The organism is Sphingomonas sp. CFBP 13714 (assembly GCF_014842205.1).
GTDB lineage: Bacteria > Pseudomonadota > Alphaproteobacteria > Sphingomonadales > Sphingomonadaceae > Sphingomonas > Sphingomonas aerolata.
Genome location: NZ_JACYVG010000005.1, coordinates 164,822 through 187,949 on the forward strand (window position 1 = coordinate 164,822; position 23,128 = coordinate 187,949).

12 protein-coding genes are annotated in these 23,128 nt (G+C 64.4%); 8 read left to right on the plus strand and 4 right to left on the minus strand.

All coding sequences use genetic code 11. The annotated features are described in order from the left end of the window. Positions 1–43: 43 nt before the first annotated feature. Positions 44–3,331 (minus strand): TonB-dependent receptor, encoded by a 3,288-nt coding sequence (locus IFT54_RS12835; RefSeq protein WP_197984670.1) that lies wholly within the window; start codon positions 3,329–3,331, stop codon positions 44–46. Between IFT54_RS12835 and IFT54_RS20240 the strand changes: the two genes are divergently transcribed. The 5 genes from IFT54_RS20240 (at position 3,330) to IFT54_RS12855 (ending at position 9,791) form a co-directional block, all read left to right on the plus strand. Then, entirely contained in the window at positions 3,330–3,506 is a 177-nt protein-coding gene (locus IFT54_RS20240; protein ID WP_197975285.1) for a hypothetical protein, read from the plus strand. The genes IFT54_RS12835 and IFT54_RS20240 overlap by 2 nt on opposite strands. Positions 3,507–3,748: 242 nt before the next feature. After that, complete coding sequence (locus tag IFT54_RS12840; protein WP_342354828.1) at positions 3,749–5,278, plus strand: tryptophan halogenase family protein; 1,530 nt, start codon at positions 3,749–3,751, stop codon at positions 5,276–5,278. Next, positions 5,275–6,771 (plus strand): tryptophan 7-halogenase, encoded by a 1,497-nt coding sequence (locus IFT54_RS12845; RefSeq protein ID WP_192070929.1) that lies wholly within the window; start codon positions 5,275–5,277, stop codon positions 6,769–6,771. The genes IFT54_RS12840 and IFT54_RS12845 overlap by 4 nt, the downstream gene beginning before the upstream one ends. Then, a complete protein-coding gene (locus tag IFT54_RS12850; RefSeq protein WP_192070930.1) occupies positions 6,768–8,279 on the plus strand; it encodes a tryptophan halogenase family protein in 1,512 nt (503 codons plus the stop codon). The genes IFT54_RS12845 and IFT54_RS12850 overlap by 4 nt, the downstream gene beginning before the upstream one ends. A gap of 3 nt (positions 8,280–8,282) precedes the next feature. Next, a complete protein-coding gene (locus IFT54_RS12855; protein ID WP_192070931.1) occupies positions 8,283–9,791 on the plus strand; it encodes a tryptophan halogenase family protein in 1,509 nt (502 codons plus the stop codon). 32 nt (positions 9,792–9,823) lie between these two features. On the opposite strand, the gene IFT54_RS12860 is transcribed toward IFT54_RS12855, so the two are convergent. From IFT54_RS12860 to IFT54_RS12870, 3 genes are all read right to left on the minus strand, one after another. After that, positions 9,824–10,843, minus strand: coding sequence for a cupin-like domain-containing protein (locus IFT54_RS12860; protein WP_342354829.1), 1,020 nt, complete (start codon positions 10,841–10,843; stop codon positions 9,824–9,826). A gap of 161 nt (positions 10,844–11,004) precedes the next feature. Further along, entirely contained in the window at positions 11,005–12,642 is a 1,638-nt protein-coding gene (locus IFT54_RS12865) for an alpha-L-fucosidase (protein WP_446740672.1), read from the minus strand. Between the two features lie 94 nt (positions 12,643–12,736). Beyond that, positions 12,737–15,133 carry a glycoside hydrolase family 31 protein gene (locus tag IFT54_RS12870; RefSeq protein WP_192070932.1) on the minus strand — a complete coding sequence of 799 codons (2,397 nt, stop codon included), beginning with the start codon at positions 15,131–15,133 and terminating at the stop codon, positions 12,737–12,739. Positions 15,134–15,374: 241 nt separating this feature from the next. Between IFT54_RS12870 and IFT54_RS12875 the strand changes: the two genes are divergently transcribed. The 3 genes from IFT54_RS12875 to IFT54_RS12885 all read left to right on the plus strand — a co-directional run bounded on the left by IFT54_RS12875 (position 15,375) and on the right by IFT54_RS12885 (position 23,013). Then, the gene (locus IFT54_RS12875) at positions 15,375–18,170 is read left to right on the plus strand and encodes a TonB-dependent receptor (protein WP_197984671.1); all 2,796 of its coding nucleotides are present in this window, start codon (positions 15,375–15,377) and stop codon (positions 18,168–18,170) included. A gap of 197 nt (positions 18,171–18,367) precedes the next feature. Continuing rightward, on the plus strand, positions 18,368–21,310 hold the full coding sequence (galA, locus tag IFT54_RS12880; protein WP_244648945.1) for a beta-galactosidase GalA: 2,943 nt from the start codon (positions 18,368–18,370) through the stop codon (positions 21,308–21,310). A 41-nt stretch (positions 21,311–21,351) separates the two neighbouring features. Beyond that, positions 21,352–23,013 (plus strand): DUF5597 domain-containing protein, encoded by a 1,662-nt coding sequence (locus tag IFT54_RS12885; RefSeq protein ID WP_192070934.1) that lies wholly within the window; start codon positions 21,352–21,354, stop codon positions 23,011–23,013. Positions 23,014–23,128: the final 115 nt, after the last annotated feature.

Below are 23,128 nucleotides of genomic sequence, written 5' to 3' on the forward strand. Positions count from 1 at the left end.
GAAAGAAGATCGGGACGGTTTCGACCGTCCCGATCGCGTAGCCTCAATACTGCAACAGGATGCCGAAGACGATTCGCCGATCGTTTAGAAAACTGAACCGATCATACAATTGTCCGCTCTGGTCGATTTGCACGCGCGCCTTGCTCTTCGTGTCGAGGATGTTGGCGACCGACGTGCGCAGCGTCAGGGGGCCGATCCTGTATCGAACCGAAGCGTCAAGGAACCCGGCCGCCGAGTTGTAGACGGGGTTGCCCGTCACATAGTCTCGGTAGGTCGTAAGGTATTTCGAGCGCCAGTTATACGCCAGCCGCATCTCGAGCGCGGAGTCCTGATAGATTCCGACCACGTTGAGGATGTGATCGGATTGTCCGAGAAGATCATCGACGCCGAACCGGAAGAAGGTCGTCTGGTCATCGACATTCCCGTCGCCATCACTGTCGACGCCGTTCGCAGGCGGTGTCGTCGACGAGTCGATATAGGTATAGTTTCCCTGGAAGCCGAGATGGCTCAGCACGCCCGGCAACTTGTCGAAGAACTGCTGGTAGCTGACCTCGATGCCTTTGACCTTGGCCTTGGCCTGATTCACCTGACCATTGTAGATGATATTGACCGTCTGCCCATCGAGCGTCGTCGTTCCCAACGCCAGATCGCCATTCGTGACGATATTGGACAAGCTTTTATAGAATCCGGCGACGGAGAAATATCCCCCGCGGAAATAGCGCTCGATCGACAGATCGAAGCTGTCGGCTGTAGTCGGTCGCAGCAGCGGGTTTCCCCGATTTACGCGGATGTCGCCTGCCGTGATGTTCTGGGCACCACGATCGATGCCGAACAGCGGGTCATTCTCATCGGTGATCGGCGGAAAGTTCACGCGGTTCGTGGTCACGACATATTCCTGCGACGCGCGCAGGTCCTGTACGTTCGGCCGGCTCAGCCCCTTGCTGTACGCGAACCGGATGAGTTGTTGCGAGTCGACATTCCAGCGCAGGTTGAAGGACGGAAGCCAGTTCTCGTTGGTCTGCTTGAAGCTGATCGGTACGGCCGCCTGAGCCCCGTACGCGATTGACTGGGGCAGAAAGTCCGCGGGATCGTCGCGGCTCTCCGCATCATCCGTTCTGGTCCGCTCAAGAACGCCGTCGCCATCGGTGTCGGCAAACGCCGGTGTCTGGGCATCGGCCACGAACGGCCGGAACGCCTGGAACCCGGTCGATCGCAATTTGGTGCGGACGTATCGGACGCCGAAGTTTGCGGCGATCGACATGCCGTTGTCGAACTCGTGCTTGAGATCAAGGCGAGCGTACGCGTTAGCCGTCTGCTCCGTGATGTTGGACGTGTCCTCGGGACGGAATATGGGGACCCCGAATTTACTTCCGTCGTCCGTACCCCTGGGCACCCAGTTGTAATTGCCGTTGGCCAGCTGCGGCTCTGCGTTCAGATATTTGCGGAATGCGGAATAGTCGTTGAGAAGTGCGGAGTTCGCAAAGACGAAGGTCTGGTTCGGACCTTCGACCACGCCGCCCCGAAAGAAGTTGGCGAAGCTGATGGCCTCTGCAGCCTTGGTGGGTTCCTGAAAGGTGCCGACCACGCCGTAACCGCCGCGCCCGTCCCATGCAGGCGATATGGCACCCCAGTTCAGCGCCATTTCCGAGTTCGTCTGGCTCCGCTCGGAGTAGCGACCACCGAATTTGACGCTGTCGAACCAGCCGGCAAGTCCATCACTCCCCGACACGTCGTACGCGGTATCGGCACGGAAGGCGTAGAGATCGCCCTTGCCGACCTGGAACTGGTCGGCCGCAAATTGCCAGGTCGCGCCGTTCAGATCGCCGGCCGATGTCGGCGACGCGAGCGGATTGGCATCGCTGTCACCGCTGAAGCGCGTATTGCCCGGATTGAAGCGATGGGCCGGGTTGACCGAGAAGGCGATCCGCGGGTTGTCGAGATCGGGCGCAATCTGCCAGTCCAGATAGGTGTTGAAGCCGCCCCAGATCTGACGCTGCCGTGCGCTTGCCTTGGTATATTGGCCGTCCACCGTCACCAGCAGGCGTTCGGTCGGCTGCCACCGCAGATTGAGGCTGAAATCCTCGGTCTTGCTCTCTTCCGTCCTGCCGATGCCGAGCGATCCGACCGGCGATCCCACCGCGCCCGTCCAGGCATCGATCCGGTTGGTGACGAAGCCCGATTCCATCAGACCGCCGCGAATTGGGATCAGCGTCTCGCAGTCGCCAGGGTTCGAGGGGAAGCCGCCCGCGCCGCTGCACATGGCGACACCATCAGATCCGAAGCCCGGCTTGACCTTGAGATTGCTGATCCCTGCCGTCGTGCCCGTATCGTGCTCGGGGAACCACTCGAACGTCCGCTCGATGCTGTCCGTGTCCTCCTCAACCCGGATATACTTGGCCGTGAGTTGCAGCGTATCATTCTTCCACTGCAGCGCGCCGTAGTAGCTTCGACGATCACGATCGACGTCGTTCGTACGCAACTGAAATCCCGGCGTCGTACCAAGGATGCGTGACGGATCCACGCCCGTGAACTCGGACAGCTTCGCCGCGCCGGTCAGGCTTGTCTGCGGAACGTTGCCGGTCGCGTCGAGCACGCGCGGAAACGGCGAATTCTGCTGCCAGCCGTTGATACGCGAACTCAGCTTTGACCGCGAAACCGACGCTACCACGCCGAATTCACCGATCCCCGTCTTCCATCTGCTGCCGCCCGTGATGCTGCCCGACGGCGACGACTTTTTACGAAGGTCGGTGTAGGTATTGTCCGCCGAGATCGCGAGAAACGGCTTCTGGCGATCGAATGGTTCCAGGGTGCGCAGGTTGATCGTGCCGCTGATGCCGCCCTCGATGAGATCGGCCGTCTGGTTCTTGTACACATCGACTGCGCCGATGAGCTCCGGCGGAATACTCGAGAAATCGAGCACGCGCCCGCCATTGGCGCTGAACGCGTCGCGGCCGTTAAACTCGGAGCGGACAAAGCCCAGACCGCGGATCAGGTTGCCCTGGCCTTCGGGTGAGGGGAAGTCGGGTGACGCGCCGCCGGTCGCGAACCGCGAGATCGTCACGCCCGGGACGCGCCCGAGCGCCTCTGCCACCGACAGATCGGGCAAGGTGGCGATGTCGGAGGCTGTGATCGAGTCGACGACCGTGTCGGCGTTGCGCTTGATGTCCTTCGCGCTTTCGAGTGCGGCGCGGATGCCCCTTACGACGATGTCCTCGGTCGTCGTCTCGTCGAGCTCGGTCGTCTGAGGCGCGGTCGCCGGGTCGGTATCCGGCAAACCGGATTTCGGCGGCGAGGTCTGCTCGTTTGCCGGTGACGAAACCGTCTGGGCCATGGCTGGTGACCCGATCAACGCTATCGAGAGCGCCGAAGTCGAAAGCAGAAAGCGCTTGGTCGAGCTTGATAACGCCGGAAAAACCGAATTTTGCATCACAGCATCCCCTCTTTGTCCGGTTTGTTCCGGGCTTCCTCCTCACCTGCGCCAGCTTCTGAGTGATCTGAGCTTTTGAGCTCTTCATCACGACCGGTCGTCAAATGTAAGAGTAATGCTACGTCCGCTTTCTGCGACAATCAAGACCTGAATATTGCGACAGAATGCTTGTCTTTTAATCACTTGCCGACGTTCGCGACCGCGCTTGCCTTCCCGCGCTCAGGCTTTAATCAGGCGTAAGGCGCCAATAGGCGCGGGGAACAGGAGGGGCAGCGGCGATGCCATATTGTGGTGCACCCGCAAGATACGTGGTGGGCGTTCGTGGCAGAACAGTCTGACATTAGCAGCATCTGCATTGTCGGGGGCGGCACCGCAGGATGGATGGCCGCGGCCGCTTTGGCTTCAAAGCTAGCGGGGCTGCCGATAGCGATCACTTTGGTCGAGTCGGACGAGATCGGCACCGTTGGCGTTGGCGAAGCGACGCTGCCGCATATTCGAGCATTCAACCTCGCGCTCGGCATCGACGAAGCGGAAATGATGCGGGCGACGGAGGCCACCTACAAACTGGGCATCGAGTTTTGCGACTGGGGCCGCCGCGGCGATCGATATATCCACCCGTTCGGTGATTTCGGGCCGACGACCAACGATGTGCCCTTCTACCAATACTGGCTGAAGCTGCGGCAATCGGGAGACCGGAGCCGGATCGACGAATATAGTTACCCGGTCATCGCCGCGGAGCAGGGCCGCTTTCGACGGCCCTCTGGTGACCTGGACGCCGTCGAATCGACCTTTGGTTATGCCTATCAGTTCGACGCGGGGCTCTATGCGAAATTTCTCCGAGGCTTTGCCGAGAAAAGGGGGGTGTCGCGCACCGAGGGGAGGGTGGTCAGGGTCGTACAGGACGGTGAAACCGGCTTTGTGCGCGATGTCGTGCTGACGAACGGCACGACGCTATCCGCCGACCTGTTCATCGACTGCTCGGGGTTTCGAGGGCTACTGATCGAGACCGCCCTGCAAAGCGGCTATGACGATTGGAGCGCATGGCTGCCGTGCAATCGGGCGATCGCGGTCCCGACGCAGAGCAATGGCGTGCTGCGCCCGTTCACCCGCGCGACCGCGCGAACCGCGGGGTGGCAGTGGCGGATTCCGCTGCAGCACCGTGTCGGCAATGGCCATGTCTATTGCAGCAGCTTCATTTCCGATGACGAGGCACATGACCAGCTCGTTGCGGGGCTCGACGCACCGATGCAGGCAGAGCCGCGCCGGCTGTCGTTCACGACGGGTCGGCGGCGCGAGTTCTGGAAAAAGAACGTCGTGGCGATCGGGCTGGCAGGCGGCTTCCTCGAGCCGCTCGAGTCGACGTCGATCAACCTGATCCAGGATGGCATCACCGAACTGCTCGCGGTCTTCCCGGACAAGGGATTCGCGGCGCGCGACATCGCGGAATATAACCGCCGCATAGGCCTCCACTATGAGCGCATCCGCGACTTCCTGCTGCTGCATTACGTCGCAACGCAACGCGACGACTCCGAGATGTGGCGCCATTTCCGCAATCTTCGCCTTCCCGACAGCCTGTCCGAGCGGATCGAGGCCTGGCGTAGCCGCGGTCACCTGATCCAATACGAGTTCGGCCTTTTCCTGTCGCCGAGCTGGGTCGCGGTGTTCCTGGGTCAGAATCTCGTTCCCGACCGGCATGATCCGCGCGTCGAGAACATGAGCGTCGATGCTCTGACGGCCAGAGCATCGGACGTGCGCACGAAGGTAGATGCTGCGGTACGGCGGACACCCGAGCACACCGCGTTCATCCGGGAAAGCGGAGGAGCGGCGCGTCTGGCCGCTGCCGGGGCTTGATCGACGGACCGGGCACACCCGCTACGTCGACCTCGGGCAACGGCGTCAGCCACGTCATGGTCTGCGGCGGAGGACTTGCCGCCTGGATGACGGTCGCGACGCTTGCGCGCCAGTTGCCGGACACGGTGCGGATCACGCTTGCTGAGATCGATAGCGATCACCAGCGCACCGATCTTTTCTACGGCACCGTCTCCGGTCCGGCCAGCTATGCGTTCAACCTCGCGGCCGGTGTCACCGAGCCCGCTCTCGTACTCGGCAGTTCCGCCGCCTTTTCCTGGGGCAGCAAATATGTGCGCTGGGCGGAAGGCGGGCGGTCCTGGATCCAGTGCTTCAACCTGGCGCTGCCGGTGATCGACGGCGTCCTGATGCACCAGTATCTGGTACAACAGGGCATGACGCGGCTCGACCCGTTTCTTCTCGGTGCCGTCGCCGGAAGCCGGGGCACGTTTGCGCATCCCCCGCGATCACCCGGCGCGGCGGGTCAGCAGCCGCTGGCGCGTGCGGAATATGGCTATCATTTCGACCCGGCAAGCCACGCGCGGTGTTTCGCCGCCGCCGTACCGCCCGGCCGCATCCACCATCTGAAGGGGGCGCTGACCCGGGTCGCGGTGGGCGACGGAGCGATCACCGGCATCGCGCTCGATGGTGCCGACATGGTGACGGCCGACCTGTATCTCGATTGCAGCGGACCGTCGGCCGAACTTCTATCTCGGCTCGATCCCGCGTGGCTGGGCGGGCGCGCGCTGCAGATCTCCGCAGACGACGTGGCCGAGGCCCGGCTTGGCCCGCCGGTTCGCAGCGTTTCGTTTCACGACCAGGGCTGGGCGGCACAGACCCCGCTGCGTGGGTCGACGCGATCGCTGACGGTCTCCGATGCAACTGCGTCGTGCAACGCGAGAGGCGGGCTGAGCGCGTCTGCGACGCTCGGGCGGCGCCGACGGGCCTGGGCGGGGAACTGTGTCGGTATCGGACACGCGGCCGGCATCGTCGAGCCCCTCACACTGGCGCCCATGATGCTGCTCGAACGCGACATCGAGCGGCTGATGACGCTGATCCCCGTTTCGACTGCGTCGACGACCGTCGAAGAACGCGAATATAACCGCAGGCATGGCGAGGATCACGATCATGCGATGCGCTTCACCCGCGCGCTTCTCGAAACGTCCGCCCTGCCGGATAGCGATTTCTGGCGCGCGGCGCGCGACACGCCAGACGCGGAACTCGAGCACAAGCTCGCGATGTTCGCCGAACGCGGGTTGCTCGTCTCCTACGACCTCGAGCCCTTTCATCCCGAGGACTGGCTGATCATGCACTTCGGTATCGGGCGACGTCCGCGACGCCATGATCGTCTGGCGGACCGCGCCGATGCCAAACGAGTCCGCCGCTATCTCGACGATGCGGCACAGCAGGTCGCGAGTGCCGCCGCCGCGTTGTCGTCGAACCACGTCTACATGACTCAATTGGAACGCTATCTCCGCCAGGATCCACGCAAATGACGCAGGCCCCCCTAGGATCCATCGTCATCGTCGGCGGCGGCTCGGCCGGCTGGATGACCGCCGCCGCGCTCTCCAGCCTTGTCCAAACCAAGGACGTGTCCATCACGGTGATAGAGTCCGATGCGATCGGCACCGTTGGTGTCGGGGAGGCCACCATTCCGGACATGCTGGTCTTCAACCAGATGCTCGGCATCAGCGAAGCCGAGTTCATGCGTGCCACCGAGGCGACGTTCAAACTCGGGATCGAGTTCGTCGACTGGGGTCACAAGGGCGACCGCTACATTCACCCCTTCGGTCAGCACGGTGTCGACATGGAGGGAATCGACTTCCACCAATACTGGCTGCGCCTGAACAGGGATGGCGGCACTGCACCGATCGAGGACTACAGCCTCTCCGCGGTTGCCGCCGGCGCAGGTCGCTTCGCCCTGCCTGACCCGAACCCGCGATCGGTGTTCTCGCATCTTCGCTATGCCTATCACTTCGATGCGACGCTCTACGCGCGATATCTGCGGCGTTACGCCGAGAAGCGGGGCGTCAAGCGCATCGAGGGTGTCGTGAATGAGGTTCACCGGACCGCGCGGGGCGACGGCATCGCCGCCGTGACGATGGACTCGTGCTCGCAGGTCAAGGGCGACTTCTTCTTCGACTGCACGGGATTTCGCGCGCTGCTGACCGGGCAGACGCTGGACATCGATTTCGTCGACTGGAGCGCGTGGCTGCCGTGCGACAGCGCGCTGGCGGTGCCGAGCGCGCATGTCGGACCGCCCCCGCCCTACACCCGGTCCACGGCGCGCCCCGCCGGTTGGCAGTGGCGGATTCCGACGCAACGCCGCGTCGGCAATGGCCATATCTACAGTCGAAGCTTCATGGACGATGACGAAGCGGAGAGGGTCCTGCGCAAGGGGGTCGAGGGCGCGCTTCTCGCAGAGCCCCGCTCGATCCGGTTCAAGGCCGGGCACCGGCGGCAGTTCTGGCGCGGCAATTGTATCGCTATCGGGTTGGCGGCTGGTTTTCTGGAACCGCTCGAGTCGACGTCGCTGTATCTGATCCAGGAAGGAATCAGCCGTTTCATCTCGCTGTTTCCCAACGGGGATATGCCCGATATACTCCGAGTAGAATATAACCGCTACATGCAGAAGAAATTCGAGCAGGTGCGCGACTTTATCGTGCTGCACTATGTCGCGACGAACAGGGACGATACGCCGTTCTGGCGTTATTGCCGGACCATGAGCGTGCCGGACAGCCTCCGGCACAAGATGGAACTGTTCCGCGAAACGGGGCGCATCTTCCGCTATGATGACGAGCTTTTTGCCCGCCCGAGCTGGGTGGCGGTGATGCTGGGCCAGGGAATCATGCCCGAACGGTGCGATCCGATCGTCGCGGCGCTGCCCGCGCGCGACGTGGCGAACAGCCTGCAATCCATGGCGTCGGCGATGAAGGACGCTGCATCGCGCATGCCGACACACGCGAGCTTCATCGCGTCCTACTGCGCCTCGACGGAGGGCTGAGCGATGGACGAACTTGCCATTCGCAGGATCGTTGTGGTCGGTGGCGGCACCGCCGGCTGGATGGCGGCTGCAGCCCTGTCCCGCGTCCTGGGTCGCGCGGTCGAGATCGAGCTGATCGAGTCGGAGGCGATCGGGACGGTCGGCGTCGGCGAAGCGACCATCCCGCACCTGCAATATTTCAATAGGCTGCTCGGAATCGACGAGGACGACTTCGTCCGCCGCACGGCCGCGACGTTCAAGCTGGGGATCGAATTCGTCGATTGGGGTCGCATCGGCGACCGCTATTTTCATCCGTTCGGCACCTATGGTCAGGAGATGGAGGGTTTGCACTTCCATCATTTCTGGCTGCGTCAAGCTAAGCTCGGCGGGGCCCTCGAACTGGACCGATTCAGCATCGGCGCCGACGCCGCGCGGGCCCAGCGCTTTCAGCGTCCCGACCACAGCCGCGCCGGCTCGCCGCTTGGGACGATCAGTTACGCGTTCCAGTTCGATGCATCGTTATACGCCCGCTATCTGCGCGAGCGGGCCGAGGCCGGTGGCGTGCAGCGCACCGAAGGGCGCATCGTCGATGTCGCCCTCGACAGCAGAAATGGTCATGTCCAGGCGGTGACACTGGAGGACGGCAGCCGCGTTGCGGGCGACCTGTTCATCGACTGTTCGGGCTTTCGCGGCCTCCTGATCAGCGAAGCGCTTGGCGCCGGCTTCGAGGATTGGAGCCATTGGCTGCCCTGCGATCGCGCGGTGGCGCGCGCCTGCCGCCGGACCACCGACCCGCTGCCGTACACCCGCGCCACCGCCAAGGCGGCCGGCTGGCAATGGCGCATCCCGCTCCAGTCCCGCACCGGCAACGGCTATGTCTACTGCTCCGATCACCTGAGCGATGATGCAGCGCTCGACGGTCTGAACGCCGCGCTCGACGGTGATCCTCTGTCGGAGCCCAACTTCCTGAAGTTCAAGGCCGGCGTCCGTCACAAGGCCTGGGACCGCAACGTCGTCGCGCTCGGCCTGGCAAGCGGTTTTCTCGAGCCACTCGAATCGACGTCGATCCACCTGATCCAGTCGGCAATTGCGCGCCTGCTCACCAACTTTCCGGACCGTCGCTTCAATCAGCACGACATCGACTATTATAATCGCCGCACGCGCGTCGAATATGAGCAGGTGCGCGACTTCATCATTCTGCATTACGCCACCACGACCCGCGATGACTCCCCGCTGTGGCGGTACTGTCGGAGCATGGCGTTGCCCACGTCGCTCGAAGAGCGCATCGCGATATTTCGCGAGAATGGCCGGCTATTTCGCCATGACAATGAACTGTTCAGCGAGACGAGCTGGCTCGCGGTCATGCACGGGCAGGGGCTTGTTCCAAGGCGCTACCATCCACTCGCCGATCTGCTGCCCGAAGGCGAACTCGACAAGCGCATGGCACACATCGCAAATGCGATGCGGCTGGCGGTCGACCGTATGCCCTCGCACCAGCAGTTCCTCGACCAGATTGGTTACCCTGCGGCTTGACGCCCGGCTGGCAGAGGTGACGCCGGGAGGGCTTATCGCGCGCCTAGTGCGTGGAGCAGATACTGCTTGATGCGATCCGTCCGCGATGGCGACGCCGCCCCGAGCACGCCGCGTGCTGCCTCGGGCAGGTGATCGGCAACCCGGTCGGCCGCGTCGTCGAACGCATAATGATCGAACCATTTCCGCCAGACCGCGCGTTCGCGCGGCGGTAGGTCGCGTACCGCCATCAGCGCATGGATCATCGCGGTAAACGGGCTCGTCGCCTCGTGCCCTTCGGCCCAATAATTCACCAATATGTTGAGCGGCTCGTACGAGCGCACATTGTGCCACCACAGTGCCGGAATGAAGATCGCGTCGCCCGGCCCAAGGTCCGCGACCAGCGCATGGCGCATCGCCTCGGCAAAGCGCGGATAGCGTTCCAGGTCGGGCTCATCGGGGTCGACCATGCTCGCCGGCTGCCCCGCCATCGTATGATCGAGCGGCCCGACATAGAGATTCTCGAGCTGTTCGGGTGGGAACAGGACGAAGCGGCGACGGCCTGCCACGACGCACGCCAGGTTCGCCGATCCGTCGTAATGGGTCGAAATCCGCGTCGCGTTGCCGATCCACACCCGCGCCTTCGCGCCCGGTAGCGTCAGGTCGAGCGGGTTTGCCTCGCTCCAGCCGGGCAGGAGCTGTCCGGTTGGTGCGGAGCCGGCATAGAGGACGGGCGCCGCAGGATCGCTCGCAAAACGAAGCAATTCCGACAACAGCAACCGCAACGGAACCATCTGACGGTTGAAGTTGAAGCCCTGGACGGCATCGTCGTAGAAGAAGCGGCCTTGTATCTCCGGCCGCCCCGCCATCACCTGAACGGGGACGCCGCCGTCGAACTTCTCCATATAGTGCGCCGTGTGCCGGGCGCCGCCGCGTGCCGCCACGACGGACGGCCAGGCAGAGACTTGAGCACGCAGGACGACCGGCTCACCACGGTTGAGGATTTCGGCTTCGAACGTTGCTGAGTCCACCCGCGCACGCTCGGCAAGCGGGCGCGCCCAGTCCAGATTGCTCACCCCTCGTCATCCTTTCATCCCGCCCCGCCAAGACGTTTGGCGCTGCGCTACCCAGGTTTCTCCGGATATACCTGGCTGCGAAGCAGGTGGCGACCGCGTATTCGATCTTCCAACGTCTGCTCGAGGGAGAGCAATGGCCGAGCCCCGAGAAACCCGACGCCCTAGATCAGGCCGCGGCCCTCGATTTTCACGACCGGAACGAAGCCGTCGCCGCGGCTGGCGGGCATTGCGAAATGCAGGCCGTGCGGGTCGCGGCGGTGCGCTATGCGGTCGCCGCCGAGCAACGTTACGCGCTCGACGACGCCGTCGGCGAAGCGGTGGCGTGCAAGGGCCTCGATCGTCACGTCGCCGCGTGGCCAGCCGAGGAACAGCGCATAAAGCGCGCCCTTGTTCGTGGTGAAGCGCACGTCGCGCGGCGTGAACACCCCCGCAGACTGCTCGTTCTGCATGCCCGTCTGCAGCTTGGTCGGGCCTTCGCCATAGATCCGCCATGGTCGCGAGCCGAAGATCGCCTCGTCGTTGATCGCGATCCAGCGGCTCATGCCGTCGAGGATCTTCTCCTCCTCGCCGTCGATCGAGCCGTCGCCGGGCTGCGGGATTGAGAGCAGCAGATTGCCGTTCTTCGACACCACGTCGGCAAGCCGCTGGATGACCTGTTCGGCGGTCTTGTAGCTTTTGTCGTTCAGGCGCGCGACATTGTAGAACCAGTCGCCGATACAGGTATCGGTCTGCCACGGCTCGTCCCACAGATGGTCGGTGAAGCCGCGTTCGACGTCCTGCACCAGGCCAAACCGGGCATAGGGTTTCAGCTGCTTGGCGGTCAGCACGACATCAATCTTGCCGTGCCAAGCGATCGACCGGTTATAGTAATCCGCCGCCGCCTGCAGCCCGATCGGGCCGAACGGCAGCTCGTAATCGTCGAAATAGCAGAAGTCCGGCTTGTATTTGTCGATCAGGTCGGTCTGCCGCAGCAGCCATTTCGCGGCATAGGACGGGTCGTTCGGCGGCGGCGTCTCGATCCACTGGCCGTCATGCGCATCGTGCCAGGCGTTCATCGCCGCTATCGTGTCGATGCCGTTCGGCAGGACCGCGTGCGCGCCCGTATAGAGCTGTTGCGGATCGAGCCCGTCCCACCATGTGCCGTGGCCATCGGCGGCGCGTAGCGTGAACGCGTCGTAGCGCTGTCCCTTGCGCGGCCCGATCGGATCATAGCCATAGGCGGTCTGATACCAGTGCCAGCTATGCGCCGCATGGTTCGAGACGCCGAACTTCAGCCCGGCCCTGCGCGCGGCCTTTTCCCAGATGCCGACGACGTCGCGCTTCGGCCCGACGCGCAGCGAATTCCAGGCGTGATAGCGACTGTCGTAGCAGTCGAGATTGTCGTGATGATTGGCGAGCGAGACGAAATATTTCGCGCCCGCCTTGGCATAGCGGGCGATCAGCGCGTCGGGATCCCAGCGCGCCGCGGTCCAGCGGTTCATCACCTCCATCATCCCCGATCGGGTCGGATGGCCATAGGTCTTGAGGTGATGTTCGTACGCTGGATGGCCCTGCATATACATGAAGCGCCCATACCAGTCGCCTTGCTCGGGCACCGATTGCGGGCCCCAATGCGACCACAGGCCGAGCTTGGCATCGCGGAACCACTCGGGGTAGCGATAGTGATCGACCAGCGACTGCCAGGTCGGCTGCACCGGACCCCGCGCCAGCCCCATCGGGCTCTGTGCGAGCGCATGGGTTGCGGGTCCGAGTGCAGCGATACCGGCGAGAACCGAACGACGGCTGAGATCGCTGCTCACGGGGTTGCGACGGATCTGGCGGGCGCGCCGTCAACGCGCGCGCCCGCTGCCGTCGGCAACCCGGTCAGGAGCCGTGCGGTGACGCGGATACGGATCATTTCGGTGCCACGATCTGGACCAGGGATGCGGCGTCCTGCCCGGTCGGCAGCTTGCCCGAGGCGGTCAGGCGCCGGGTCTTGTCGTCCCAGCGGAGGGTCGCCTTGCGGCCGCCCTTGGTCCGATAATCGTTGGTCACGCCGTCGTCGTCGTAGAGCGCGAAACTGGCATCCGCGCCGGGATAGACGCGAATGGCCTCAAGCGACTGCGCCGTCGCGGTGCTCGGGACCTGGACGCCCATCGGAATGATCGACCCGGCGCGCACGAACAGCGGGATCCTGTCGATCGTTGCGTTCGCGGTGACGGTCTGCCCACCGGTAAAGCGCTGGTTGGTCCAGTAATCATACCAGTCCGCCCCGGCCGGCAGATAGACCTGGCGACTGGTCTTGCCCTGTTCGGTGACGGGGGCGACGAGGAAGGCGGGCCCGAACATATATTCATCGCCCATGTCGGCGACGTTGGGATCGTTCGGGAAATCCATGAACAGCGCGCGCATCATCGGCGCATTGCTCTCATAGGTGTGGCGCCCGAGCGAATAGATGTACGGCATCAGCGAATAGCGCAGCTTCAGGAAGTTCGCGAGGACCGGCTCGGCCGCGGTCCCATATTCCCAGAGCGCGGTGGCCGGGCGCTGGCCGTGGATCCGCAAGGTCGGCGTGAACACGCTATAGGCGAACCAGCGCGTGAACAGCTCGGGATAATCAGCATAGTCGGGCGCCATCGCGGTCGCGCCCGCCGGATCGAGCAGCACCTGACGGGTCGCCTTGGGCCCGTTCGGCCATTGCCAGCCGCCGATGTCGCTGCCCCAATAGGCCATGCCGCTCGCGGTGAAGCCGAGTCCGGCGGGCACCTGCCGGTGCAGCGCCTCCCAGGTCGACTTGATGTCCGACGACCAGAACAGCCCGCCATTGCGCTGGGCGCCCAGATAGGCGGCGCGCGACAGGATCAGGTTGCGCATCGTGGGGCGATCCCGTGCCGACCCGTCCGCGACGCTCATCGTGTGGAGCAGCGGGAAGACGTTGTGATAACGGTCGCCCGAGCCGATCGAATAGAAGCTGCCGTCGGGCACGAGATCGGGCTCGGTCTCGTCGAGCCAGAACCAGTCGAAGCCCTGGCTGGCGATATTGTCGCGGATCCGCTCCCAGAACCAGTTGCGCGCGTCGGGGTTGGTGCTGTCGAGCAAGGCGCCTGCACGATCGGACCGGATCGGCAGGCCGTCGACGGCGTTGCCATCCTTGTCCTTCAGCAGCCAGGACTTGCTCGACAGCAGATTGAAGTAGCGCGATTCCTTTTCGAACCGGGGCCAGACGCTGATGATCGAGTGCATCCCCATCGCCTTGAGCTTGTCGTTCATGCCCTTGGGGTCGGGGAAATAGGCGCGGTCGATGTCGAGCTGACCCATGCGCGACCAGTAGAACCAGTCGAGCACCATGATGTCGAGCGGCAGGCCACGACTGCGATACCCGTCGGCGATGCCGAGCAGTTCCTTCTCCGTCTCGTACCGCGCCTTGCTTTGGATAAGCCCGAACGCGGCCTTTGGCGGCAGCGGGGTCGTCCCGGTCAGCGTGGCGTAGCCGGCATAGATCTCGTCGGTGGTCGCGCCGGTGATGACGAAGAACGAGACGCGCTCGCCGACTTCCGACTGCCAGTGCGTCGCACTGTGCAGGCCGGGGGACACGACGGTCGAGGATGGATTGTCCCAGACGATGCCATAGCCCTTGTTGGTGACCATGAACGGCACGCAGACCGTCTCGCCCGCGGGCGCATCGTAATTGTGGCGGCAGTCGATCGTCCGGCCGCGCAGGTCGAGCTTGCCTTCCTGGTTCTGGCCCAGCCCGTAATAATGCTCGTCGGCGGGGGAGGCGAAGCTTGCACCGACGCGGAACGTCTTTTCGCCGTTGACGGTATGCGGCCCCATCTCCCACCCGGTCATCTGCGTCAGCATCGTGCCGTCGGGCTTGCGGATCGTCACCGACACCGGCGGCAGCGATGGCGCGAAATAGCGCTCCATCTGCGTGGGGGCCTTGGGCCAGGGCTTGGCATCGACCGAAAGCGACAGCGCGGCGGACGTGAAGATATCGGCGCCTCCGTCGTTGCGGTGCGTCCAGCCTGCGGCATTGGGCTTGGCGTTGGGACCGTCGCCCGGGGGGGCGTCGACCTGCCCGCGGTCGGTCGCGATCGTCACTCGGACGATGTTGGGGGCATAGGCCTCGATCGAAACCAGGCTGCCGTTGCGATCGACCGTCGCGATCGGCGCTGCGAACCCGCTCGTCGCAATCGTCGCCAGCGAAACCCCAACGGCAAATCGCGCGATCAGGCGCGACCAGCTCGGCGATGCCGTGCTTCGGGAATCGTCGGACGGCTGCGTGACGACACGGGCTGGGGCGATATGCATTGAAATCCTCTCCGCGGGTCTGTGCCCGTTATGGTACCGCAAACTTCGCCGAAGCGGCAAATTTGTCGTATAATTGCAGGTCCGCGCTACAGATCAACCGAATTCTCTGACAAAAATATGACTTGTCAGACAATTCGTCCGTTGATACCGATACCACACTTCGACCGCAGAGCGCTTCATGGCTCAAAATGCGGCACAAATTTCGAGCGGTGGTCCGTTCGGTATCCTGGGGAGATGGTGTTTGAACCGCGTAAAATTCCGTTCGGCTTGTGTGCTCAAGGCGCTGGCAAGCGGGGCATCTGCCCTCGCGATTGTCCCGGCATTCACGGTAGCCGCGAGCGCCCAGCAGGCGCCCGCTATCGTCCCCGACACGGCCGAAGAGGTCGCCCCGTCACCGATCGATCAGGGCGCGCAGGCGGGTACCGTCGCGCCGAGCGGCGACGTTGCGAATGCGGATGCGGATGCGGACATCGTGGTCACCGGCGTCCGCGCCAGCTTGCGCAGCGCACAGGCGCGCAAGCGCAACGCCAGCCAGATCATCGATTCGATCGTCGCAGAAGACATCGGCAAGCTGCCCGACAACAACGTGTCCGAGGCGCTGCAGCGGATCAGCGGCATCCAGATCGAGCGCAACCAGGGCGAGGGCAGCCGGATCGCGATCCGCGGCCTGACCCAGGTCCGTACCGAGCTGAACGGTCGCGACTATTTCACCGCGGGCGACGGCCGCACGATCAGCCTTGAGGATATTCCCTCCGAACTGCTCGCCGGGATCGACGTCTACAAGAACCCTGCCGCCGACGTGATCGAGGGCGGTCTGGGCGGCACGGTCAACCTGCGCACGCGGATGCCGTTCGACTTTTCGAAGCCGACGATCAGTGGCAGCGCGCGGGTCACGCATCACGATCTGGCGGACAAGACCAAGACCTCGTTCTCGGGTCTGATCACCGACACCTACCAAACCGGTCTGGGCGAGATCGGCTTCCTGCTCAACGGATCGCTCCAGCGCGGCGCCTATCGCACCGATGCCTTGTCGATCGAGCCCTATCAGCTGCGCACCGGCATCGTCGATCGAACCGGCAATGGCAGCACCGCCGATGCCGCCGACGCGGTGATCGTGCCCAACGGCGTCGGCCAGTTCAACAATGTCGGCGATCGCCGCCGCATCGGCATTTCCGCGGCCGTCCAGTGGAAGCCTGCCGACAATCTCGAAGTCTACGGCCAGTTCGACTATGCCAACTACAAGTTCAACCAGGTCGGCTATCTCGTCTACCCGTTCGGCCGCGGCGGTGCGCCGATCACGCCGGGGCCGGCGAGCAGCTTCACGTTCGATGAGAATGGCGAGTTCCAGAGCGGCACGTTCCAGAACGTGTTCGTCGAGGGCAATACTTATCGCAGCGATCGCCGCTCGAAGACCGCATCCTATTCGGGCGGGCTCAAGTTCAATCCGACGAGCCAGCTCACGCTGACCACGGATGTCAGCTATGTCGACAGCCGCACGAAGACGGAGTTCTTCGCGTTCGGCGTCGGCAGTGATCAGCCCAACACGCTCAGCGTCGACATTACCGGCAAACTGCCCGTGATCGGCGTGACCGGGGCAGGGTCGCCCAGCTTCCTCACCGATCCGGCGAACTTCTCCTATCTCTACATCCTTGATTCCAGCAGCCGCAGCCACAACGACCAATGGTCGGTACGGCAGGACGTAGAATATGAGACCGATGGCGGCTTCTTCACGTCGATCAAGGCGGGTGTGCGGTACACCAAGCTGAACGCGGTCGTCGAAAATCCGGTGTTCGGCTATGTCGACCTGTTCGATACGCCACGCGTGCCGCGTACACCGCTCTCGGCGATCCCCGGCTATTACAACCCCGTACCGGTGAAGAACTTCTTCCGCGGCGATGCGGCCGGGCTGGGCAGCTTCCTGATCCCGCCGTTCGACGTGATCCGCGGCGATCTGAACGCTGTGCGCCAGACCTTCGCCTCCTATTATCCCAATGGCCAGGTCGCCGTTCCGGAATATCTGCCGACCGGTCGCAACGACGTCTCGGAGCAGACGATCGGCGGTTATTGGGTCGCGCGGTTCAAGTCCGAGACCATCCTGCCGTTCGACGGCAACCTCGGTGTGCGCATCGTGAATACCAAGACCAACGTCGCCGGCTTCCAGACGCCGTCGGGCGGTCCGACCATTCCGATCGACCAGACCAACAGCTACACCTCGGTCCTGCCGAGCCTCAACATTCGCTTCCCGATCACCGAGACGCTGCAGCTGCGCTTGGCCGCGTCGAAGGGCCTGACGCGACCGGATTACAATCTGCTCAACTCGGTACTGACGTTCGATCCCGTCAGCCGGCGGGGCTCGTCGGGCAATCCCGATCTGAAGCCGCTGCGCGCGGATCAGCTCGACGTCTCGTTCGAATGGTATTTCAACAAGACCAGCTCGGTCTACGCGGCCGCATTCTACAAGGCGGTCAACGGCTTCATCGCGCGCGTGGACGATCCGGTGGTGATCGACGGCACGCAATATCAGATCAACCGGCCGGTCAACGGCGCGAACGGCAAGATCAAGGGGTTCGAAGTCGGCTATCAGCAGTTCTTCGATTTCCTGCCGGGGCCGCTGTCGGGCTTCGGAGTGCAGGCCAACTACACCTATGTGGATTCCAAGGCGCCCAATCCGAGCGCCGGTGCGATCCCCGGCGCGCCGATCTCGGTGCCCCTCGAGGGGCTGTCGAAGAACAGCTACAATCTGGTCGGCATCTACGAAAAATACGGACTGTCGGCGCGTGTCGCATACAACTGGCGCGACGATTACGTCCGCACCACGTCCGCCAGCGGCACGGGCAATCTGCCGATCTACGACCGGGCGTTCGGCCAGCTCGACGCCTCGATCAGCTACGACGTCACGCCCAACATCACCGCGTCGGTGGATGCCACGAACCTGCTCAACACGCGGCGTGAGACGTTCTTCGGGCTGGACAGCCGGCCGCGTGACTATTCGGTCGTTGATCGCCGGTTCGGCGCGACGCTCCGCGTGAACTACTGACCGGCTGAAGCCCGGGGGTCTCGAAAGGCTCCCGGGCTTCAGGCGCAATCCCGTGCGATGTCGCCACCTGAACCTGTAGCACAGCACCGCGATCCGCGCCGTGGGGGTTGCAATGCCGTCGCCAGGGCGCCCACCAGTGTCCGACGAATGCGAACGCCAGGATTGACGGCGCAACGAACGGGGCTCGCCCGGCAGCGATGGATAGGAAGCCAGAGATGACGGATGCGCACGAGACGGGTCGGCTGAACCGGCGGCATTTCCTGGGAAGCGGAACCGCGATCGGCGTGGCGCTGGCGGCGGACGGTGTCGCTCAGGGCGCACCGGTGCGGGCGCCAGCGACCGGCGCATTGCCGATGCCGGCGACCCGCGACGACCTGCCGCCGCGCGCGACGGTCGAGGATCCCAGCCGGCTGTTGCTCGATCGCAACTGGCGCTTCCATCTCGGCGATATTCCGATGCCGGAGATCCGCGGCCATGGCTGGTCCTACAACAGCGCCAAGGCGGGGCAGGCGCAGGGTGCGGCGGCGATGCAATATGACGATTCGGACTGGCCCGAAGTCGATCTGCCGCACGATTGGGCATCGACGATGCCGTTCGAGGAAAGTGCCAATGTCTCGCAGGGCTATCGCCGGCGCGGCTTCGGCTGGTACCGGCGCGCGCTGCGGCTCGATCCGGCGGACCGGGGGCGGTATCTGGAGCTGCAGTTCGGGGGGATCGCGACGAATGCGACGATCTGGTTCAATGGATCGATCGTCGCGCACAACTGGAGCGGCTATAACTCGGTCTATGTCGACATCACCGATCTGGCGCGGTTCGGCGACGATCTGAACAGTATCGTCGTGCGGGTCGATGCGCAGACAATGGAGGGTTGGTGGTACGAGGGCGCCGGGCTGTACCGCCATGTCTGGCTGGCGAAACGCGATGCGACCTACATCGCGACCGATGGCATCCACGCCGACCCGCGCCGCGCCGCCGATGGCAGTTGGAGCGTGCCCGTCACCGCGACGCTCGGCAATATCGGCAAGAACCCGGCCGAGGCGAGCATCGAGGTGTCGCTGATCGATCCCGACGGCCGCACGATCGCGACGCAGACCGCAGCGGCGCGTCTGCCGGCGCTGCAGCCGGGCAGCGCGACGCTGATCATCCCGGTCCCCGCGCCGCGGCTATGGTCGATCGACACGCCGACGCTCTACACGCTGCGGACGCGGCTGATGCGCGGCGGCAAGCCCGTCGACGAACGCACGTTGCGGATCGGGTTTCGCACGCTGCGCTTCGACGCCGCGACGGGCTTCCATCTCAACGACCGTCCGCTCAAGATCAAGGGCACGTGCAACCACCAGGATCATGCCGGTGTCGGCGTCGCGGTGCCCGATGCGCTGTGGGACTGGAGATTGCGGAGTCTGAAGGCCCTGGGATGCAACGCGATCCGCTTCGCGCATAGCGCGATCGCGACCGAGGTGCTCGACGCGTGCGACCGGCTCGGCTTCTTGGTGATGAGCGAGAACCGCAACTTCAACACCAGCCCCGATTACATGGACCAGCTCGAATGGCTGGTGCGCCGCGATCGCAACCGGCCAAGCGTGTTCATGTGGTCGGTGTTCAACGAGGAGCCGATGCAGGGGACGCCCGCCGGCTACGAAATGGTCCGCCGCATGTCGGTCGCGGTGAAGGCGCTCGACGACAGCCGACCGGTCACCGCGGCGATGAACAGCGGGATGTTCGCCCCGGTCAATGTCAGCCAGGCGGTCGACGTGGTCGGCTTCAACTATCAGCGCGACCAGTATGACCGGTTCCACGCCGCCAACCCGACGCTGCCGCTGACGAGTTCGGAGGACACCAGCAGTTTCATGACGCGCGGGGCGTGGGAGACCCACCGCGCCGCGCACGTGATGGCGTCCTATGACGAGGAACCGGCGGACTGGGGCAGTACCCACCGCGAGGGCTGGAAATCGGTCGCCGAGCGGCCGTTCGTCGCGGGGACGTTCGTATGGACCGGGTTCGACTATCACGGTGAGCCAACCCCGTTCGAATGGCCGTCCGCGGGCAGCTATTTCGGGATCATGGACCTGTGCGGCTTTCCGAAAATGGCCTTCTATCTGCACCGCGCGCAGTGGGTCGACGACGTGCCGCTGCTCGATCTGATGCCGCACTGGAACTGGCCTGGCCGCGAGGGGCAGGCGATCAAGGTGATGGCGCTGACCAATGTCGAGGTCGTGCGGCTGATGCTCGATGGCCGTCTGATCGGCGAGGAGAAGGTCGATCGCTACACGATGCCGAGCTGGCAGGTGCCCTATGCGCCGGGCCGGCTCGAGGCGATCGGCTATCGCGGCGGACGCGAGGTCGCGCGCAGCGTGGTCGAGACGACCGGCGTTGCGGTCGCGCTGCGGATCACGCCCGACCGGGGTGCGATGGCGGCGGATGGCGAGGACGTGCAGCCGTACACGATCGACGCGGTCGATGCGCGTGGGCGGCATGTGCCGACCGCCAATCTCGACGTGACCTTTGCGGTCAGCGGCGGCGCGATCATCGGCCTCGGCAATGGCGATCCGGTCAGCCACGAAGCCGAACAGGGCAATCGCCGGCGCCTGTTCAACGGCCTGGCGCAGGTGATCGTTCGCGCGGGCGGCGGCGGCGCGGGTACCGTCAAGCTCTCCGCCAGCGCGGCGGGATTGCGCCCGGCCTCCACCAACGTGCGCCGCCTCGCCACGCCGGCCCGTCCGTTCGTCGCGCCCGCCCGCATGACGCTGACGGTGCAGGACTGGCGGCAGTCGCCGGCCGCCACCGCCAGGCCGTCGCCCGACATCGTGCTGGCGGACAATGACATGAACAGCTGGCTGTATGTCCGCGCGGGTGAGATCCAGCCGCCGCAGGGCAGTGGTCGCTGGACCGTGCTGCGCGCCAGGCTCACCCCGCACCGCGGCACGCGCGAACGGGGCGGAACGATCGTGTTCAAGGATCTCGTTGGGCGGGGCGAAATCTGGATCGATGGCAAGCGCGCCGCGACGAAGCCCGATTTCGCCGCCGCCACATTGCGCGTCGCCTTCCCGCCAGGTCCCGGCGAGCGGATCGTCACCCTCCTGCTCGAAAGCGACGGCACGGTCGCATCGGGCCTGGGCGGCCTCGTCTTCGTCGAGGACTGATCCGTGCCGGCTTTCCCGTTTCCCGTTCGAGGTACTGCATCATGATCTTCCGCCCCTCCCGCACACTCGCCGGCCTGACCCTCGCCGCCACGCTGTTCGCCGGCACCGCGCACGCGCAGACCGCAACCGAGGTGCCCAGGCTGGTGACCCGCGACGGGCATCACGCGCTGATGGTCGATGGCGCGCCGTGGCTGATGCTCGGCGCGCAGGTCAATAATTCGAGCAATTATCCGGCGATGCTGCCCAAGGTCTGGCCGACGATCCACGCGATGCACGCCAACACGGTCGAGGTGCCGATCGCGTGGGAGCAGATTGAGCGAACCGAAGGGCAATTCGACTTTTCCTTCCTCGATCAGCTGCTCGCCGAGGCGCGGCAGAACAAGGTGCGCCTCGTCCTGCTGTGGTTCGCGACGTGGAAGAACACCTCGCCCAACTACGCCCCCGCCTGGGTCAAGCTCGACAACGCGCGGTTCCCGCGGATGACCAACGCCAAGGGCGAGACGCATTATGCGCTGTCGCCGCTCCATCGGTCGACGCTGGAGGCGGACAAGCGCGCCTTCGTCAGGCTGATGCAGCATCTGAAGGCCGCCGATCCGCAGAACACCGTCATCATGGTCCAGCCCGAGAACGAGGCCGGTACCTATGGCAGCGTCCGCGATTTCTCGCCGGTCGCGCAGAAGCTGTTCGACGGTCCGGTCCCGGCGGCGTTGCTCAAAAAATTTCGCAAGTCCGCGGGCAGCTGGAAACAGGTGTTCGGCGCCGATGCCGACGAATATTTCCACGCCTGGTCGATCGCCCGCTACATCGAGGAGATCGCGGCGGCGGGCAAGGCGGTGAAGCCGGTGCCGATGTACGTCAACGCCGCGCTCGCCTCGGCCTTCGGACGGCAGGCGGCAACGACCTATTCGAGCGGTGGGCCGATCCATCACGTGATCGACGTGTACAAGGCCGCGGCGCCGTCGCTCGATCTGGTCGCGCCCGATATCTATGCGCGCGATCATGCCGCGTATCTCGAATATCTGAAGCTCTACGGCCGTGCCGACAACGCCCTGCTGATCCCGGAGACGGGCAATGCGTCCGAGTTCGCCCGCTATTTCTATCCGGTGGTCGGCAAGGGCGGCCTCGGCTTCGCGCCGTTCGGGATGGACGATAGCGGCTATTACAACTTCCCGCTCGGTGCCAAGACGCTGGACGCGCCGACGATGGAGCTGTTCGCGCGCAACTACCGCGTGTTCGAGCCGATGATGCGGGAATGGGCAAAGCTGGCCTTTGCCGGCAAGACCTGGGGCGTGGCCGAGCCGACCGACCCCAAGGCCGAGCACAGGCAGGTCATCGACCTCGGCAAGTACCGCGCCACCGCGACGTTCGGCCAGTATCAGTTCGGCACCGACAAGCCGACCGGCAACCCGCAACCGACCGGCGGTCTTGCTATCGCCGAGATCGGCCCCGACGAATATCTCGTGACCGGGTTCGATACGCGCGTCTCGTTCGCGCTGGCGGATGCGAATAGCGGGCGTTCGATGCTCTACGATCGCGTCGAGGAGGGGCATTACGACGCACAGGGGCACTGGGTGTTCGACCGTGTGCTGAACGGTGATCAGACCGACTACGGGATCAACTTCACCGATCGCGCGCAGGTGCTCCACGTCAAGCTTGGCAGCTACAAGGGCAATCCGGTCATCCCGGTCGGCAATCCGAATTAGGACGCCCCTCGGCCGTCAGGCCGGGGCCTGTTCGATGACCCGCCACGAGACCCGTCATCTTATTGTAACGATGTCATAATCGTTGGATCGAAAGCTATCGTCGGCCAGATCGGTT

Excerpts from the sequence above, each read along its gene's own strand:
- IFT54_RS12870 (WP_192070932.1), bottom strand. The coding sequence starts at position 15,133 with ATGCATATCGCCCCAGCCCGTGTCGTCACGCAGCCGTCCGACGATTCC.
- IFT54_RS20240 (WP_197975285.1), top strand. The coding sequence starts at position 3,330 with ATGGCTGGTGACCCGATCAACGCTATCGAGAGCGCCGAAGTCGAAAGC.
- IFT54_RS12885 (WP_192070934.1), top strand. The coding sequence starts at position 21,352 with ATGATCTTCCGCCCCTCCCGCACACTCGCCGGCCTGACCCTCGCCGCC.
- IFT54_RS12850 (WP_192070930.1), top strand. The coding sequence starts at position 6,768 with ATGACGCAGGCCCCCCTAGGATCCATCGTCATCGTCGGCGGCGGCTCG.
- IFT54_RS12835 (WP_197984670.1), bottom strand. The coding sequence starts at position 3,331 with ATGGCCCAGACGGTTTCGTCACCGGCAAACGAGCAGACCTCGCCGCCG.
- galA (WP_244648945.1), top strand. The coding sequence starts at position 18,368 with ATGGATAGGAAGCCAGAGATGACGGATGCGCACGAGACGGGTCGGCTG.
- IFT54_RS12855 (WP_192070931.1), top strand. The coding sequence starts at position 8,283 with ATGGACGAACTTGCCATTCGCAGGATCGTTGTGGTCGGTGGCGGCACC.